17 protein-coding genes are annotated in these 14200 nt (G+C 54.1%); 2 read left to right on the top strand and 15 right to left on the bottom strand.

All coding sequences use genetic code 11. The features are described from left to right. Nucleotides 1-639: 639 nt before the first annotated feature. Together FE784_RS33250 and FE784_RS33245 are read left to right on the top strand one after the other, a co-directional pair. Nucleotides 640-1512: an ankyrin repeat domain-containing protein gene (locus FE784_RS33250; RefSeq protein WP_139606562.1), complete on the top strand. Its 873-nt coding sequence runs from the start codon at nucleotides 640-642 to the stop codon at nucleotides 1510-1512. 18 nt (nucleotides 1513-1530) lie between these two features. After that, the gene (locus FE784_RS33245) at nucleotides 1531-1923 is read left to right on the top strand and encodes an ankyrin repeat domain-containing protein (protein WP_139606561.1); all 393 of its coding nucleotides are present in this window, start codon (nucleotides 1531-1533) and stop codon (nucleotides 1921-1923) included. Between the two features lie 146 nt (nucleotides 1924-2069). Here the strand turns inward: FE784_RS33245 and FE784_RS33240 are convergent, their stop codons facing one another. The 15 genes from FE784_RS33240 to FE784_RS41665 all read right to left on the bottom strand — a co-directional run. Further along, a complete protein-coding gene (locus FE784_RS33240; protein ID WP_139606560.1) occupies nucleotides 2070-3125 on the bottom strand; it encodes a hypothetical protein in 1056 nt (351 codons plus the stop codon). 466 nt (nucleotides 3126-3591) lie between these two features. Then, on the bottom strand, nucleotides 3592-4227 hold the full coding sequence (locus tag FE784_RS33235; protein ID WP_139606559.1) for a phosphatase PAP2 family protein: 636 nt from the start codon (nucleotides 4225-4227) through the stop codon (nucleotides 3592-3594). Nucleotides 4228-4315: 88 nt separating this feature from the next. Further along, complete coding sequence (locus tag FE784_RS33230; RefSeq protein WP_139606558.1) at nucleotides 4316-4666, bottom strand: MmcQ/YjbR family DNA-binding protein; 351 nt, start codon at nucleotides 4664-4666, stop codon at nucleotides 4316-4318. Further along, the gene (locus FE784_RS33225) at nucleotides 4653-5060 is read right to left on the bottom strand and encodes a VOC family protein (RefSeq protein ID WP_139606557.1); all 408 of its coding nucleotides are present in this window, start codon (nucleotides 5058-5060) and stop codon (nucleotides 4653-4655) included. The genes FE784_RS33230 and FE784_RS33225 overlap by 14 nt, the downstream gene beginning before the upstream one ends. A 135-nt stretch (nucleotides 5061-5195) precedes the next feature. Further along, the gene (locus FE784_RS33220) at nucleotides 5196-6101 is read right to left on the bottom strand and encodes a DUF6597 domain-containing transcriptional factor (RefSeq protein ID WP_139606556.1); all 906 of its coding nucleotides are present in this window, start codon (nucleotides 6099-6101) and stop codon (nucleotides 5196-5198) included. A 55-nt stretch (nucleotides 6102-6156) separates the two neighbouring features. After that, on the bottom strand, nucleotides 6157-7143 hold the full coding sequence (locus FE784_RS33215; protein WP_139606555.1) for an ABC transporter ATP-binding protein: 987 nt from the start codon (nucleotides 7141-7143) through the stop codon (nucleotides 6157-6159). 13 nt (nucleotides 7144-7156) lie between these two features. Continuing rightward, complete coding sequence (locus FE784_RS33210) at nucleotides 7157-7957, bottom strand: ABC transporter permease (protein WP_139606554.1); 801 nt, start codon at nucleotides 7955-7957, stop codon at nucleotides 7157-7159. A gap of 6 nt (nucleotides 7958-7963) precedes the next feature. Beyond that, the gene (locus FE784_RS33205) at nucleotides 7964-8758 is read right to left on the bottom strand and encodes an ABC transporter permease (RefSeq protein WP_139606553.1); all 795 of its coding nucleotides are present in this window, start codon (nucleotides 8756-8758) and stop codon (nucleotides 7964-7966) included. 183 nt (nucleotides 8759-8941) lie between these two features. Then, nucleotides 8942-9160, bottom strand: coding sequence for a CLC_0170 family protein (locus FE784_RS33200; protein ID WP_139606552.1), 219 nt, complete (start codon nucleotides 9158-9160; stop codon nucleotides 8942-8944). Between the two features lie 41 nt (nucleotides 9161-9201). Beyond that, the gene (locus FE784_RS33195; protein ID WP_139606551.1) at nucleotides 9202-10440 is read right to left on the bottom strand and encodes a Ger(x)C family spore germination protein; all 1239 of its coding nucleotides are present in this window, start codon (nucleotides 10438-10440) and stop codon (nucleotides 9202-9204) included. Continuing rightward, the gene (locus FE784_RS33190) at nucleotides 10409-11530 is read right to left on the bottom strand and encodes a GerAB/ArcD/ProY family transporter (RefSeq protein WP_139606550.1); all 1122 of its coding nucleotides are present in this window, start codon (nucleotides 11528-11530) and stop codon (nucleotides 10409-10411) included. The genes FE784_RS33195 and FE784_RS33190 overlap by 32 nt, the downstream gene beginning before the upstream one ends. Before the next feature lie 6 nt (nucleotides 11531-11536). Then, complete coding sequence (locus FE784_RS33185; protein ID WP_139606549.1) at nucleotides 11537-13165, bottom strand: spore germination protein; 1629 nt, start codon at nucleotides 13163-13165, stop codon at nucleotides 11537-11539. A gap of 291 nt (nucleotides 13166-13456) precedes the next feature. Continuing rightward, a complete protein-coding gene (locus FE784_RS42510; RefSeq protein WP_281287195.1) occupies nucleotides 13457-13591 on the bottom strand; it encodes a hypothetical protein in 135 nt (44 codons plus the stop codon). Next, nucleotides 13588-13851, bottom strand: a complete 264-nt coding sequence (locus FE784_RS33180; protein ID WP_139606548.1) for a hypothetical protein — start codon at nucleotides 13849-13851, stop codon at nucleotides 13588-13590. Before FE784_RS33180 ends, FE784_RS42510 begins: the two co-directional genes overlap by 4 nt. 76 nt (nucleotides 13852-13927) lie before the next feature. Beyond that, nucleotides 13928-14200 (bottom strand): hypothetical protein (locus FE784_RS41665; protein ID WP_218103854.1); only part of this gene is annotated, 273 nt, incomplete at its 5' end.

Raw genomic sequence — 14200 nt, 5'->3', positions numbered from 1 at the left:
TCTCGGATTCCTCTCATAACTATATTTTTTATATGATAGCTGGCCAGCATATCAACTAAGGTACAAAAATAAGTTGAGGGACATCACATCATATAACAATTAACGTTGATGCCTATAAATCCCAACATGTTCCAATAATGTGTATATTACCATCTTAAATGTTAAATTTATACAATATTACATAAAATATTATCAATCTGCTTTTAAAAAAATATTTTTGGTGTGGATTTGGGAAAACGCATTTTATTACATAACACAAAAAAATGTTCTTGAAAAAGCGGTCAGAATTTTCAGTAAAGTTACCTAATTTCATGTCGCTTACGTTGCAGTTAAACGTTGGCAACTCCCGATTTCATACACAGCAAAAATTTTCGAACCTGGACCCGATCAGAAACATCGCCTACAACAGGTGGCATACAAAAAATTTCAAAAGAACGTACACAGTGGTATGAACGACTTGAACGACTTTTGGAAGGAACCAAGCGTCGACGATTTCGAAGAAACCCATATAAATATCTCAAATTGAGAACAAAGTGTGTACGTTAATTGGTCAGTCGCAGTCTTTTTGACAACGTTTTCTATTCCATGTACAATTAACATTGTAATAATTATTACAATAATTTCGCGAAGGAAGCAGTCATGGGCAAGAAACCGAATCGAAGCGTCGTGTTATCCGTAAGACTGGACGAGACTACTCTTGCAGCCGTCGATTTGCTCGTGGATGCGGGCTTGGCCCAAAGCCGTTCCGAAGCGGCGTCCCAATTCATCGGAATCGGGGTACAAGCCTCCGAGCAATTGATCATGAAGGCTAATGCGCTGGCGGAGCATGTCCGGATCCTGAAGCAAGAAATGCTGGACGCGGTGAAAAGCAAAAACCTGGATAAAGTCCAGCATTTGCTGTCCGTGGACGAGAAGCTGAAAAACGCCAAGACGGACGAAGGCCAAACCGCCGTCCTACTGGCCGCCTACTACCGGGCTACCGAGATCAAAGAGCTGCTCCTCCAGCAAGGAGCCGAGCTGAACTTCTTCGAAGCCGCCGCCGTCGGCAATACGTCCAGAGTACGCGAGCTCGCCTCCGCCTCCCCCAAGCTGTTAGACAGCTACAGCTTCGACGGGTATACGCCGCTCGGACTCGCCGCCCACTTCGGCAATGAAGAGACGGCCGCCTATTTGCTGCAGGCCGGTGCCGACATCAATCTGAAGAGCAGGGACGGCAAATTGAATAATACGCCGCTGCACGCCTCCATTGCGGGCAATCATATTAACCTGGTCCGGCTGCTGCTCGAGCACGGAAGCGACATCGACTCCCCATGCGAAGGCGAGCTCCGCAAAGGGTTTACGCCGCTGCATGTCGCGGCGCATTTCAACCGGATCGAGATCGTCAAGCTGCTGCTGGAGCATGGGGCGGATCCGCGAATACCGAACGCCGGGTCTACTGCGCCGGCAGACTATGCATTGGCCAGAGGCAATACCGAAATCGCCGATTTGCTCGGAAGCTTTTCGAATCCATGAATGGAAGGGGACATCGTTATGTCCGGCAGTCTGAACGCTCCATTGGTAAAAGATTTCGTGTACAACGCCCACGGGGATCTGGACAAGGTCAAAGAAATGCTCGAGCGGGAGCCCGGACTCGTTAACGCTTCCTGGGATTGGGGCAACGGAGATTGGGAAACCGCTCTTGGGGCGGCGGCACACGTAGGCAGACGGGACATCGCCCTCTACTTGCTGGACAAAGGGGCTAGAATCGACGTATTCGCGGCAGCCATGCTGGGCAGGCTGGAGATCGTCAAAGCGATCGTCCAGGACGACCCGGCCGTGGTCCATTCACGCGGGCCTCATACGATTCCATTGATCGCTCATGCGAAAGCCGGAGGAGAACAGGCATCGGAGGTCGTTCGTTTTTTGGAAGCGTATCAGTCGTAGTACGCGGGAGGAGTCGGACGATGAAGCTGAAGCGGTTTTTCAAGAAGATGGCGAACTACGTGAAGATCATGACCAAATATTGAGTCGCGGCCGGGATGACCTGCACCTGCAAGGTCATCCCTTTCCGTTTAAGCCCGTGCCGGCTATCAGTCTTCATCCGAGAGATAGGATAAGCCGGGCAGCCCCGTCCTGACGCATAGTCCCCAGCCGAACATGACCTCCTCGCTCGCAACCTCTGCGCGAATCGTGTTGAGCCCCGCTTTCCAACGCACGGATACGGCAGCGTGACCGGGCCGAATCCGTCCGTCGCTTTCCGGCGGTCCCCATTTCCATGCTCCCCCGTACACTTCTTCTTCGTTGACCCACAGCCGGATATGGTCGCTATAGCCGAAGGACAGTACCGATTCCCGCTCTTCCGGCAGCGTAAAGCGGCATTCGGCTCGGACGGACGTGCCCGCTTCCGACTTGTACAGCCTGTTCAGGTTAAGCGTGCCGTTCTCTTCGACTACGACCTTTCGTTTCCCTGCAGGTATGGGATGCCCGTCGCGGGAATAAGGCTCGCTTACCGTCCATTCCGTGACGAAGCTATCCGCCGACAGCTTGTCCGGATCCGTTACCGTTCCATGTACAGGTGCCGGTGGGACCTCTTGGATTTCTTCCACCGAAAGGTTCCTGATATAGCCGGGCAAATACCCCCAAACGCCGATTCGGCCGGAACATCGCCCATGCTGCAAATTCGGGATAACAAGCTGCGGCTCCCCGGTCTCTCCGACATAAATGGAGACGCTGTGCGGCTGAACGTCCAGAGCCAGCTTCGTCCACTCACCCGGCGCGAACGGCGCGGGGGCTTGGTAGCGGGGACCGTTGTAAATTTGCCAAGTGCTCGACCCGTTCATGAACGGATCGTACTGGATTTCTCCGGGATAATCCTTATACGCCGGAGACACGTACACCAGTTCGAAATTGTCCGCATCGCGGGCTCCGAATACAAGCCCGATGAAGCCTACCGGTCCGGGGCATGCTATTTCCGCTTGAAGACGAAAGCGGTCGAGACCGATTTCATCGCGAAGCAGCACGGGGGCCGCCAGTTTGTTCTCGAAGTACAAAGCTTCGCGCCCGCGCCAAACGCCGGGGCAAACCCCTGAAACCCCCGGATCGAATTCATTCCTATCCTGCGGCAGACTCCATGCCAGTTTGAACATCGCTACACCTCGTTGCACAAAATGATTGCCCCTACCCCGTTCGTCCGTACATAGTCTACTAAGCGGTTAGCGGAACTGCAGTACGTTATTCGCTCGAAATCACTGCCCGGCACGAAAATAGCGGAACCGATTTCCTCTATTGCATGGCCGCAGTCGCTATTCGTCGGAAACCGAGGCTCATAGCGGAACGGAGTTCCTTTATTATCGGGAAATAGCGAGAATGAACCTCGTTAACGGAACTGTATTCCGTTATCGACTCCCAGATGCTTAACACCGTAAAACTTCGGGGTGCGTACGGTACGACAGTTGGCGGTAATAGTTACTTAATTTACTTAAGATACTATAGAACACGCGTTCGCAAGTCAATCCTTTTATTCCCACTATTCTCCATCGCGAATTGGATGCAATTCGGCAAAACGAATAGCCCCGGTGACTATTCACCGGGGCTGTGCTTGATACCCATTTGTTACGCCGTAGCCGATACGGGCTTCTCCTTTGGCAGCGGAGCGATTTTATGCGCCAAGTAAAACATCAGCTCGACCAGCAGGATCGCTCCCGCGATGTCCAGTACGACATGCTGCTTCACGAATACGGTCGAGACGATGATGGCCCAGCCGATCGCGAAGATGCCCAGACGGGCATAACGCTTCACATCCAAGTATTGGAACGTATGCTTCAGGATGACATAAGTCGTCAACACATGGATGCTCGGAAAACAATTGAAAGGCTGGTCGTTGCTGTAGACGAAGTGTAAGAGCCAATAAAACGGCACATCGTCGGTTATGAGGGGCCGGGACACCGTCGTTTGGTAGAAAAAATAGGTGATGTAGCACACGATTAGCCCGATACATAGTTGGACTAACGCCCGGTAATAGACCGCCCGGTTCTTCATAAACAAGAACACGAACATGGCGATCATGAAAGGATACCAGATCAAATAGGGCACCACGAATGCCGGTACGAAAGGAGTGACGGCGTCCAGCCCCGTCATCAGGCTGCGCACCTGGGCTCCTTCGCGATTCAATATGCCGTAGAACACATTCAATACCGGTATGCAAAACATCCAGAGCAATGGCGCATATGACGCCGCTATTTTTTTCATATGTCTTCAACCCTTCGACCCTTTATCTTCTATAACGAAGATTATGACCGATGGTTACACCTTGTGTCACGCCTTTTTTTCAAACGTGTTATCCGCCCTCATTTCCCCGGTCGTAAGCCGCGACCGCACGCTTCGGCGAAACGAGCCGCCATGCCTGAACGATCAACTCCCGGCATTCGGACGGTTCGATCCGATCCAGCCGCACGATCATATAAGCCAGATTCGCAAAACTGTCGGGCATGCCGAATATGTCGGGCGCCATCGTCGTGTAGGCGAGCCGATCGTCTTTGGTCGTCTTGAGGACAAGCGATACGCCGTCCGGCCGGATGACCGCAAAAATTTTATCGCGCACGCGGAACGAAGGCTTCCCCCAATGCTCGCGCTGCTCGGCGCCCGGCAGCGACATCGCGATGCGGCTCGCCTCGTCACTTGTAACCATGTCCTTCTCCGCCGAGAAACGTAGCGATGTACCAATGGTTGCCGAACGGATCCTCGACTCCAGCGCTTCGCTCCCCGTAAGGCATGTCGGCCGGCTCGTACAGCGAGACGGCTCCCGCCTCCAGAGCGCGTCTGTAGCTATTGTCGGTATCGGCCACGAAAATATGCAGCGTGTTCGATCTGGGCGGAAACCGGTCGCTTGCGTCCGACAGCTCGACGATCATATCGCCGATCCGCGCCTCGGCATGGGAGACGCGGCCGTCGCTTGCGACCGACCGGCTGATTTCCTCGGCGTCGAATACCGCTTTTGCAAATTCGATCATCTTGTTCGCATCTTTGACGGTGAAATACGGCGTTACGGTACGATATCCGTGTGGAGCATAAGGATGGCTCATCAATAATCCTCCTGCATACGATAATTCTCGCGAGCGGCATGGTGTCCGGGCGAGTTGCCTTCATTGTAGACGATTCCGGCCGGGGTGTATTGTAAATTTTTGAACCGATAGTCGACACCAACAGCCAACAGCCGCTCACGCCCGATAGACGGCGTGATTGTGGTGCCGGCCGGGCAGCGGACGGTACACGCTCGGATTGATGCCGGAGAACGACTGGAAATCTTTAATGAAATGGGCTTGATCGTAATAGCCGCAATGAAGGGCAACGGCAGACCAGTCGATCTCGCGCCCGCTCCCGATAAGGTGCAGCACTTGCTGGAAGCGGAATAGGCGGCTCGACCGTTTCTGGGACATCCCGACTTCCGCTTTGTAAATTTGGTTGAACCGGTTGTGGCTCATGCCGATTTCCCCGACGACATCGGCTACGGTGCCGGTGAAGGAACAATCCCGCAGCTTGTCCAGCGCGTATCGGACGGACGGCTGCGGAACGAGCGGCTTGGCCGCAAGCGCCATGAGCCTTTTCGCGAGTATGCCGAATTTATCGTCAATGGTCGCCGCCTCCAGCAGCTCCTCGCGAAGCTCGCGGGCCGAGGCGCCCCACAGCAAATCCAGAGAAACGTGCGCGTTATGCAGCTCATAAAGAGGAAGATTCAGGAACGGATACGCCCCGCCCGGCTTAAAATGGATGCCGACGACCTCGGCCTCGTCAGCGGTATCGATGATGAAATAATCGGAATGGGGTCCGCATAAGACGGCTCCGCCGAAGTCCAGCTCGCGGTCTTCCCGGTCGAACAGCCGGATCGGATCGCCCCGGAGATCGATTACGATCTCGACCGAGCCGTCGGGAAAAGTCAGCTCCTTGGCATGCGACGGCCGATAGCCGGACAAATACCAGAAGCAATCGACGAACAGCGATAACGGCAAAGCCGGCGTATACATACGCATCTGCATAAGCGTTACAGGCACGGCGGAGTGCATATAGGCTGCGGATGACTGCACAAGGGCCGCGCTTCTCCTCTCCTCGTTCTTTAATACATTCATTATACTACTACCGGAAGCACGAGGCTTAACGCTTCCGCCTTTCGTTCGCGGACAGTCAGTTCGCTTTCGCCTTGCCGTACAAATCCCGGATAATCTCTTCGATATCCGGCTCTTTCAGCTGCAGGTCAAGCACCTTGAAATTGCGGGTAATGTGCGTTATCGCTTCGCCGACCGAAATTTCTTCGCTGCGGAACAAAATTTGCTTGCGCGGCCCTTCGCTTTTGACGACCTGAAGCCGTTTCTCTCCCAATTCCGCATCCTCGTCAGCGAATACGACCGACAGCAGATGGCCCCGGCTGAAGCCGCTTTTGAAGTCGGACAGTGTCCCGTCGTACATGATGGAACCGCGGTCAATCAGGATGATCCGGCTGCATATTTGCTCGATATCGTCCATGTCGTGCGTCGTCAATATAACGGTCGTCCCTTTCTCCTTGTTCACCTCGCGAATAAACGTGCGAATGCGGCTTTTGGCGACGACGTCGAGGCCGATCGTCGGCTCGTCGAGATAGACGATCTTCGGATCATGCAGCAGCGCAACCGCCAGCTCGGCGCGCATTTTCTGTCCAAGGCTCAATTGCCGGACAGGACGGTTCAGGAATTCGCCCATTTCCAGCAGCTCGACGTAAAAGTCCACGTTCCGCCTGAACCTGCCGTTGTCGATGCGGAACATTTTCTGATACAGCTCGAACGTATCGATCATCGGCAAGTCCCAGTACAGCTGCGAGCGTTGGCCGAAGACGACGCCGATATGCATCGCGTTCGCCCTGCGGTTGTCGTGCGGGACTCGCCCGTCGACGCGGATCGCGCCGGCGGAAGGGGTCAGAATGCCGGAAAGCATCTTGATCGTCGTCGACTTGCCGGCGCCGTTCGGCCCGATATAGCCGACCAGCTCGCCCGGCTCGATCGAGAACGAGATGCGCTCCACCGCAACCTTCGTCTCGTATTCGCGATGGACGAGCGACTTCAGCGTGTTCCAGAAGCCGACGGTCCGCTTGTGCACCTGAAACGTTTTGGAAACGTCGTTCATTTCGATAATGGGCATGGGGCGTTCCTCCTCAAGATCCGGTGCTGCGGTAATGGTTGATGCCGAACTTCCAGAACCGGTATGCCAGCGCGAACAGCGCGAGTCCGATCAGCGGGGTCAAATATTGCAGCGCCGGGTGAAACATCAGAAAATCGTCCTTGCGCAAAAAATATTGCGCCGGGTAAAAATTGATGAAGGCGAACGGGAACACCAGCGTAAACATCACTTGCACGAAGCCGTGATACGCCGACAGCGGATACCGGATAAAGCCTTTAAAGTCGTTAAGCAGTCGGGACAAGCTGCCGCTCTGGGTAATCCAGAACGCCGGAACGGCCGCGAAGACGAATGCGGCGGCCTGGATCATCGCTCCCCCCAGCAGCACGAGCGCAAGGAACAGCAGGTCGAGAGCGTCCGGACGAATGTCCAGCTTGACGAAAGCCAGCACGACGACGAAGGCGGCGACCCCCATGTTCGAAAAATAGCCGGTGCTGAATTCGCGGCTCAGCAAGTAGAGAAACGGATTCATCGGCTTCGTCAGCATCTCGTCGAACTCCCCGCTCTGAATGCGCTTCGGCAGGTAGACGAACGGATGGTAGAAGAAGAAGCCGGCCAGCGAGTAAGAGGCGAGATTCAGCCCGAACAGCAGCATCACCTCATAGCTGCTCCAGCCGGCGATCGACTGGAAACGGTCGATCAGAATCCAGAGCACGTAAACTTCAACGGCCCACATCAACGTCTTGGAAAACGTAATAATTAGAAAAGAGCTGCGGTAATCGGTCATCGCCTTCAGCTTGATTTTTATAAACTGCCAATATAGCGGAGCATGCTGCATCCGGCGTCACCCCCCATGAATGTCGATTTGGTCCTGCGCTTTGGCCCACATCCACTTTTCCAGCGCCCACAAGGCGGCAAGCCAGGCCAGCTGTCCGCCAATAACGGCCCACACGGCGGGAAGCGTCAATTTGCCGAGGCAAATCGAGATCGGCTGGAACGTGACCAGATGAAACGGCAAAAATTTGCTGGCCGCATACAGCCAGTCCGGGTAAAACCATAACGGCACGAACGTGCCGGCGAACAAGTCGAAGGCGGCATTCGTAATGGCGTTAATAAACCATGACGTTTTCAGCCATATCGCCAGCAAACCGAATATGTAGTTGATCTGGTTCATAAGCAGCAGGCCGAGGACGAGGCTGAGTATGAACAGCGAGATGCGCGCCGGCTCGTCGGGCAGCCGGAACCCCCAGAGCACGACGGCCAGGGTGACGGCCGGAACCGTGCTGAACAGCAGGGCGAACAAATTTTCGCCGAGCTGGTTGGCCAGATGGTACGACTTGAACGAAACCGGGCGGATCAGATCGATGCTGATCGAGCCGTCCGCGACCCGCTCCCCGATGCGCTGCCCCATATTGGAGCGGATCAGCGAGGCGACGAGCGTATTGATGACGATAAAGCTCATCATATCGTCGAACGTTACGCCGCCGACCTCGGACTTGCCGCCATACAGCGCCCGCCACGCGCTGACCAGCACAAACAGCCCGAGCCAGGTGCTGACAATGGTGATGTAGGAGTTCGTCCGGTATACGAACCGCTCCTGAAACGCTTTGTGCATAAACCCGAAAAAAACGGCCATCATACCCCTCCCTCTTTATTTTCATGCGGTACAGGTCAAGAACAAGTATAGCAAGTGTTCCTTTTCTTGGAAATATGCAAAAAAAATGAACCCGATTCAGCTATGCGAACCCAAGTTCAGCAATAGCAAAATCCGGTTCCGTAGCGGGGAATCCCGCCTAAAACGCCGCACGCCTGCAAGCAGCCGCTACCAGCCCCATTTCTGAAGCGACCAGCTCGCGATAAACGTCAAGATGCCGAGGACGATATTGAGCCATCCGACGAACCGGGATGCTTTCCTTTCCTTATCCATCGCCGCAAGCTCATATCCTTTCACGTCAAGCCGCAAAATAAACAACCCCGTGATCAGCCACAAAGGTATCGCATAACCGATAAAACCGGCATAGCCTATTCCGGCTGTAAACATCGATACTCCCTCCCCTTGTTCTTGACGCGCTCTTGACGGACTTATCTGGCTTTCATGCCGATACGCCGAATTCTCGTGGTTACGCTAACATCGACCGATATATCCTTGTACATTTCTTGCCAGCGTTCTTTCGTTTTCACTTCCGCATTCCAATATTTCGGCTCCTTGGCACGCACGTATTCGCCGAAGCCGAAAATGTCGGAGCCCTTCTCCTGGGTTTTCTTAATCAACTCCTCGTACGTTTTGACGAGGGATTCCTTGTTTTTTTGTTCGATTTCTTTCAATATATCGGAATGGTCGACGGTAAACTGCTCGTTGATCTTCTCCTCCAAATTGATTTCGGTAAAGACGGATACGTTAAAATGCGGCAAGCCGTTTTTGATTTCCACTTCGATTTTGGATTTGCGATTGGTCGCGTAAATCGTCACATTATTATGCTCCGATCCGTCCAAGGTGACGAAGCCCCTGTATCCCGCCGGCGTCATTCCTTTAATCCCCATAAATCCGGCGATTTCAAACGGCTTCGTGACTCCCACCATTTTATCGTGTCGAAAATACGCCATCCCGGTTATTTGGATGTTCTGCTCCTCCATTATTTCTACGTAAGGCAAATAGGCCTCCTGCCCCTTCTTCGTAGAATTGCTCCAATAGATTCCGACATAATCTCTCGGAAATTTCCCCAGCTTGACGGCACTGTCCATCGTCGACAATAAATACAAGGTCGGTACGCGCTCCAATTTCGGCGCGGCGCTCATTAGCCGCTCCGCATTTCCTTTGGCGATCATCATCCAAGCCATGCGGCGCACTTCGGAATTGCGGCGGAAATAGTCGTTCAAATTTTCCAGTCCTTTTTGGGCTACCGCTTCCGATACGACAATGACGCGCAAATGGCCGAAAAACAGTCTGCCCGATATTTGCTGCTGCAAATTCATCAGAGCATCGTCTATCGTATGGCCGACCACATTGATAACCCATACGGTTTGGTCCGAGCCTTGGCCTCCGCCCCCGCTTTCGCCCGGACCGAGCGGAATTCTTCCGGGAAGCGCGATCTGGGCTGCGACGCGGATCATATCTTTTTCCGGGGCGGGGAACTTCCCTTGCAGATGGGAAATCTCGTCCTCCTCCTGCTCGGCCTCCGGTTCCGCCACATCGACCGATATGCCCAGCACGACGGATCGCTCTTCGATTTCCAGCCTGTCCCAGCAGCCCGTCAGGATCGGCAGTACAACAAGCAGAAAGCCCAGCAGCTTACCCGGCGTGATCCATCGGCTTGTTTCCAACGCGATCCCCTCTTTTCTTGCGGACCAAAGAGATCAGCAACAGCGCCCCCGGATAAACAATCGTGATGAAAAGTCCGATCCTCCCGACATTTTGAATGATTTCGTACATATGCAATATGTTCAACGGCAGCATCGCCATTACGAAAACAACCGGCAGAAGGAACATGGAGAACATTTTATGATCGTTCAGACGAAACAGCTTGCTGAGCGAGTGGATCGTAAGAAAATAACTGGAGAACAAGGTGGTGAACACGGCGGTTACCCATACGGCGAGAAAAGCCGCATCCAGACGCTCCAAGATGTTGGCGGGCAATGACGTGGCTTTGGCCAGCTCCAATGTCGGCCACAGCAGCCGCTTGCTCTCCTCGGCGCCGAAAACGCTGACTGTCGCCACCACGATCGTCACGTACAGCCCTCCCGCGATCAAAATCCCCCAGATGCTTGCCTTCATCGCCTTCTCGGGCCGGCGCATGGCCGGGATTACCGCGGTCAAAATGAAGGAGCCCTGGAATAAGGCGGCTATCGTAAACATGCCGGCTACGATCGTCTTCGAGTCGTTTGCCCAAATCGGCTGAAGATTGATCGCCTCGGCATTTTTCAAGGACAGCGCAACAATAAGCAGACAAGGGCCCAAGAGAGCGGGAAAATAAAAATTATGGATGTAGGCAAACGTCGTAATGTTGTTGCGTGTAGAAATCGCCGCCAGCAGCAGCATCACGATGACGGTTACTTCCACGGGAGTCGTTTTCAAGACCGAAGTGACGACCACCTCTCCGAACTCGCGCGCGGTAAGAGACGTCAGCATCGCGAAAAATGCGATTATAAACAAGCTGCCGATCCGGGCGGGCCATTTCCCGATAATATCCTCGCTATATTGAATGATCGATTTCGTAGGGAACCGCATGCCGAGCAGAGCGATCAAGCCCAACCCGACGAAGGCAAGCACCATCCCGAACAGCGTCACGAGAGGAGCGGCGGAATCCGCGGCGCGAACGGCGAATAGAGGAAGGGGGAGTACGCCGACTCCGATAATCGTGCTGACGAGAATGGCTGCCGTTTGGATTACGGTAATTTGACGCGGTGCCTCCATCCGGCATCACTCCTTCCGATCCTTGAATTTTAAGGGATCCATGACGTTGTCCGGCGGCTGCTTCAGCTGTTCGACCGTCTTGTCGCTCAATCTCGTTTTGTCGAGAGGCTGCAGGAACGAGGGTCTATTATTCATCCACCATAGCGGCCCCCGTACAAGCAAGTCCTTCATGCCTTGAAAATTACCCGGAACGAGCGGGCTCAAATAAGGCACGCCGAACGATTTCAAGGAAAGCAGGTGGTTCAGGATGAGGATCAAGCCGATCATGACGCCGTACAGTCCGAAAATGCCGGCCAAAAATATAAGCGGAAAGCGCAAAAGCCGCAAAGCCAGCGCGGCATTATAGGCCGGCGTCGCAAACGATCCGATCGTCGCGAGTGCGATAATGACGACGGTAATCGGGCTGGCAAACCCGGCTGCCACCGCAGCCTGTCCGATAACGAGCACGCCGACTATGGAGAGAGCGCCGCCGACCTGCTGGGGCAAACGGATCGTCGCCTCCCGCAATACTTCCATCGAAATTTCGATGACGAGCACCTCTATGATCGCCGGGAAAGGCACCCCCGCTCTCCCGCCCGCAACCGCTACGGCAAACTCCGTCGGAATCAACTCCGGATTGAAGGAAATAATCGCGACATAAATCGACGGAAATACCAAGGAAAAGATAAGAGCGACAAGACGTGCCATGCGAATCGCGCTCATCAGCAGAAAACGTTCCGTGTAATCTTCCACCGTTTGATAGAATTGATTGAAAACGGTCGGAACGATCAAAGCTAGCGGAGACCCGTCTACCAGAATCGCCACTCTGCCTTCCAGCAGGTTGGCGGCCACTTTATCCGGCCGTTCCGTGTAGTTGACTTGCGGAAACGGGGATAGATGGTTGTCCTCGATAAATTGCTCCAAATACCCCGAATCGAGAACCGCGTCGATATCGATCCTGGAAAGCCGCTTCTTCACTTCCTTCAACAGATCGGGGTCCGTAATCCCTTCCATATAACAAATCGCGACCTTCGATTTCGTTCTGCGGCCGAGCTCCAGCGTATTGATGCGCAGATCCGGGGTTTGCAGCCGGTAACGAAGCAGGGCGATATTCGTGCCCAGCAGCTCGATAAACCCTTCGCGCGGCCCGCGGATGACCTGCTCCGTTGCGGGCTGGTCGATGGCCCTCTGCTCGATATTGCGCGTACCGATCACAAAAGCCTCGTTCAACCCTTCGATCGCCACGACCGTTTGCCCGCGTAAAATGGCTTCGACCAGCTTGGGAAACCGGCCCTCCGTTCTCACATCGCTGTGGAAGATCGAATCCTGCAGCAGAACGTCCTGCAGCCGGTGAAATTCGATGCTCTTCCCTTCCAAGTGCGGCGGCACATACATGAACGGCTTTAAAATGCTTCCGTTGATCATCGCTTGGTCGATCATGGTAGCATAGTAGAACATGACCGCCTGATAGTGGCCAAATACATGAAACCGCCGTACCCCGAAGTCGTCGTTGCCCCCGAAAATGCGAGTGATAGAATCGATCAACTGCTCCAAACTTCCGCTCATTTCCATGCTTTGAATCAACTCGGACGCCTGATTTGGAATCGGATGGGCCTTCCGCTTTTTCGATTTTTTGAACCAATTGAAAATGGACATTTGTTCCACCTGCCGATCATACTTCTATCATTTCGCCTGGCTGGGCAAAGCAACCTATTAATAGAGTTGACAGTTTCCGTGCCGTTTAAACCAAGATTGCGAGAAACAGGCCATAAAATCGCATTTCCGGCATACTGAACCCAAGCTCGGCACAGCTGCCACGATGCCTTTTGGAGCACCCGGTTCCGCTATCCGTGAAAGAGCCTGCATGAGTACAAAAGAGCGCAAAAAGTCGGTCCGGCAAGCAGGACCGATTCGTCTCTACCTCTACATAGTTGGTGACAAGCCGCATCACTTCAGCCAAGCTTTCAGCCGGTCGGTCATAAGTCCGGCCATCAACCCCGCCGCGATCTCCGCCACGGTCCAGCCGGATTCGATGGCCCACGGCCCCCAGCCCATATCGGCCGGCGAGCCGAATACTTTCATGCGCTCCAGGTCATAGGCCCGAGCCCATGCGCCGTCCAGACGGAATCCGTGCTGGAGAGCTGGGCGTCCGCCATGAAGCCGGCGGTCCGCTCCCACAGCCCGTCAAACTTCGGATCTTCCGTGACGGCATAAGCGACGGCCAAGCCGAGCGGCAGCCAGTTGCTCGTATACAGCAAATCCGCCACCGGATCGCCGTTGTTCGCGATGAGCGAGCTTTCCCCGGTTCCGATCTCCCCGCGCATCGGAAATCGGCTTGACACGCAGCCGGACACCGAAACCAATCAGCTTGTAGGCGTCAATCTCTGGCGCGAGGTGCGCCGGTACTTTCGTTTGAATTTATGGATTATTGTGAACGATTACGGCGCATGATGTCTGCTGACTCGGCAAACAGATTCGCTGCTCGGTAACAGTCTGCTGTCGCGGTAAACATCTGCTGTCGCGATAAACAACTGCTGTCTCGGTAAACAGCTGCTGTCGCGGTAAACAACTGCTGTCGCGGTAAACAACTGCTTCGCGGTAAACAACTGTTGTCGCGGTAAACAGCTGCTGTCGCGGTAAACAACTGATCTCGCGGTAAACAACTGCTGTCGCGGTAAACAACTGCTTCGC

The organism is Paenibacillus hemerocallicola, from assembly GCF_006265175.1.
GTDB classification, from domain to species: Bacteria; Bacillota; Bacilli; order Paenibacillales; family NBRC-103111; genus Paenibacillus_AB; species Paenibacillus_AB hemerocallicola.
This window is presented reverse-complemented; position numbering and strand designations above follow the sequence as displayed.

Excerpts from the sequence above, each read along its gene's own strand:
- FE784_RS33235 (WP_139606559.1), bottom strand. The coding sequence starts at position 4,227 with ATGAAAAAAATAGCGGCGTCATATGCGCCATTGCTCTGGATGTTTTGC.
- FE784_RS42510 (WP_281287195.1), bottom strand. The coding sequence starts at position 13,591 with ATGAAAGTATTCGGCTCGCCGGCCGATATGGGCTGGGGGCCGTGGGCC.
- FE784_RS33240 (WP_139606560.1), bottom strand. The coding sequence starts at position 3,125 with ATGTTCAAACTGGCATGGAGTCTGCCGCAGGATAGGAATGAATTCGAT.
- FE784_RS33225 (WP_139606557.1), bottom strand. The coding sequence starts at position 5,060 with ATGAGCCATCCTTATGCTCCACACGGATATCGTACCGTAACGCCGTAT.
- FE784_RS33205 (WP_139606553.1), bottom strand. The coding sequence starts at position 8,758 with ATGATGGCCGTTTTTTTCGGGTTTATGCACAAAGCGTTTCAGGAGCGG.
- FE784_RS33250 (WP_139606562.1), top strand. The coding sequence starts at position 640 with ATGGGCAAGAAACCGAATCGAAGCGTCGTGTTATCCGTAAGACTGGAC.
- FE784_RS33210 (WP_139606554.1), bottom strand. The coding sequence starts at position 7,957 with ATGCAGCATGCTCCGCTATATTGGCAGTTTATAAAAATCAAGCTGAAG.
- FE784_RS33245 (WP_139606561.1), top strand. The coding sequence starts at position 1,531 with ATGTCCGGCAGTCTGAACGCTCCATTGGTAAAAGATTTCGTGTACAAC.
- FE784_RS33185 (WP_139606549.1), bottom strand. The coding sequence starts at position 13,165 with ATGTCCATTTTCAATTGGTTCAAAAAATCGAAAAAGCGGAAGGCCCAT.
- FE784_RS33215 (WP_139606555.1), bottom strand. The coding sequence starts at position 7,143 with ATGCCCATTATCGAAATGAACGACGTTTCCAAAACGTTTCAGGTGCAC.
- FE784_RS33200 (WP_139606552.1), bottom strand. The coding sequence starts at position 9,160 with ATGTTTACAGCCGGAATAGGCTATGCCGGTTTTATCGGTTATGCGATA.
- FE784_RS33220 (WP_139606556.1), bottom strand. The coding sequence starts at position 6,101 with ATGAATGTATTAAAGAACGAGGAGAGGAGAAGCGCGGCCCTTGTGCAG.
- FE784_RS33230 (WP_139606558.1), bottom strand. The coding sequence starts at position 4,666 with ATGGTTACAAGTGACGAGGCGAGCCGCATCGCGATGTCGCTGCCGGGC.
- FE784_RS33190 (WP_139606550.1), bottom strand. The coding sequence starts at position 11,530 with ATGGAGGCACCGCGTCAAATTACCGTAATCCAAACGGCAGCCATTCTC.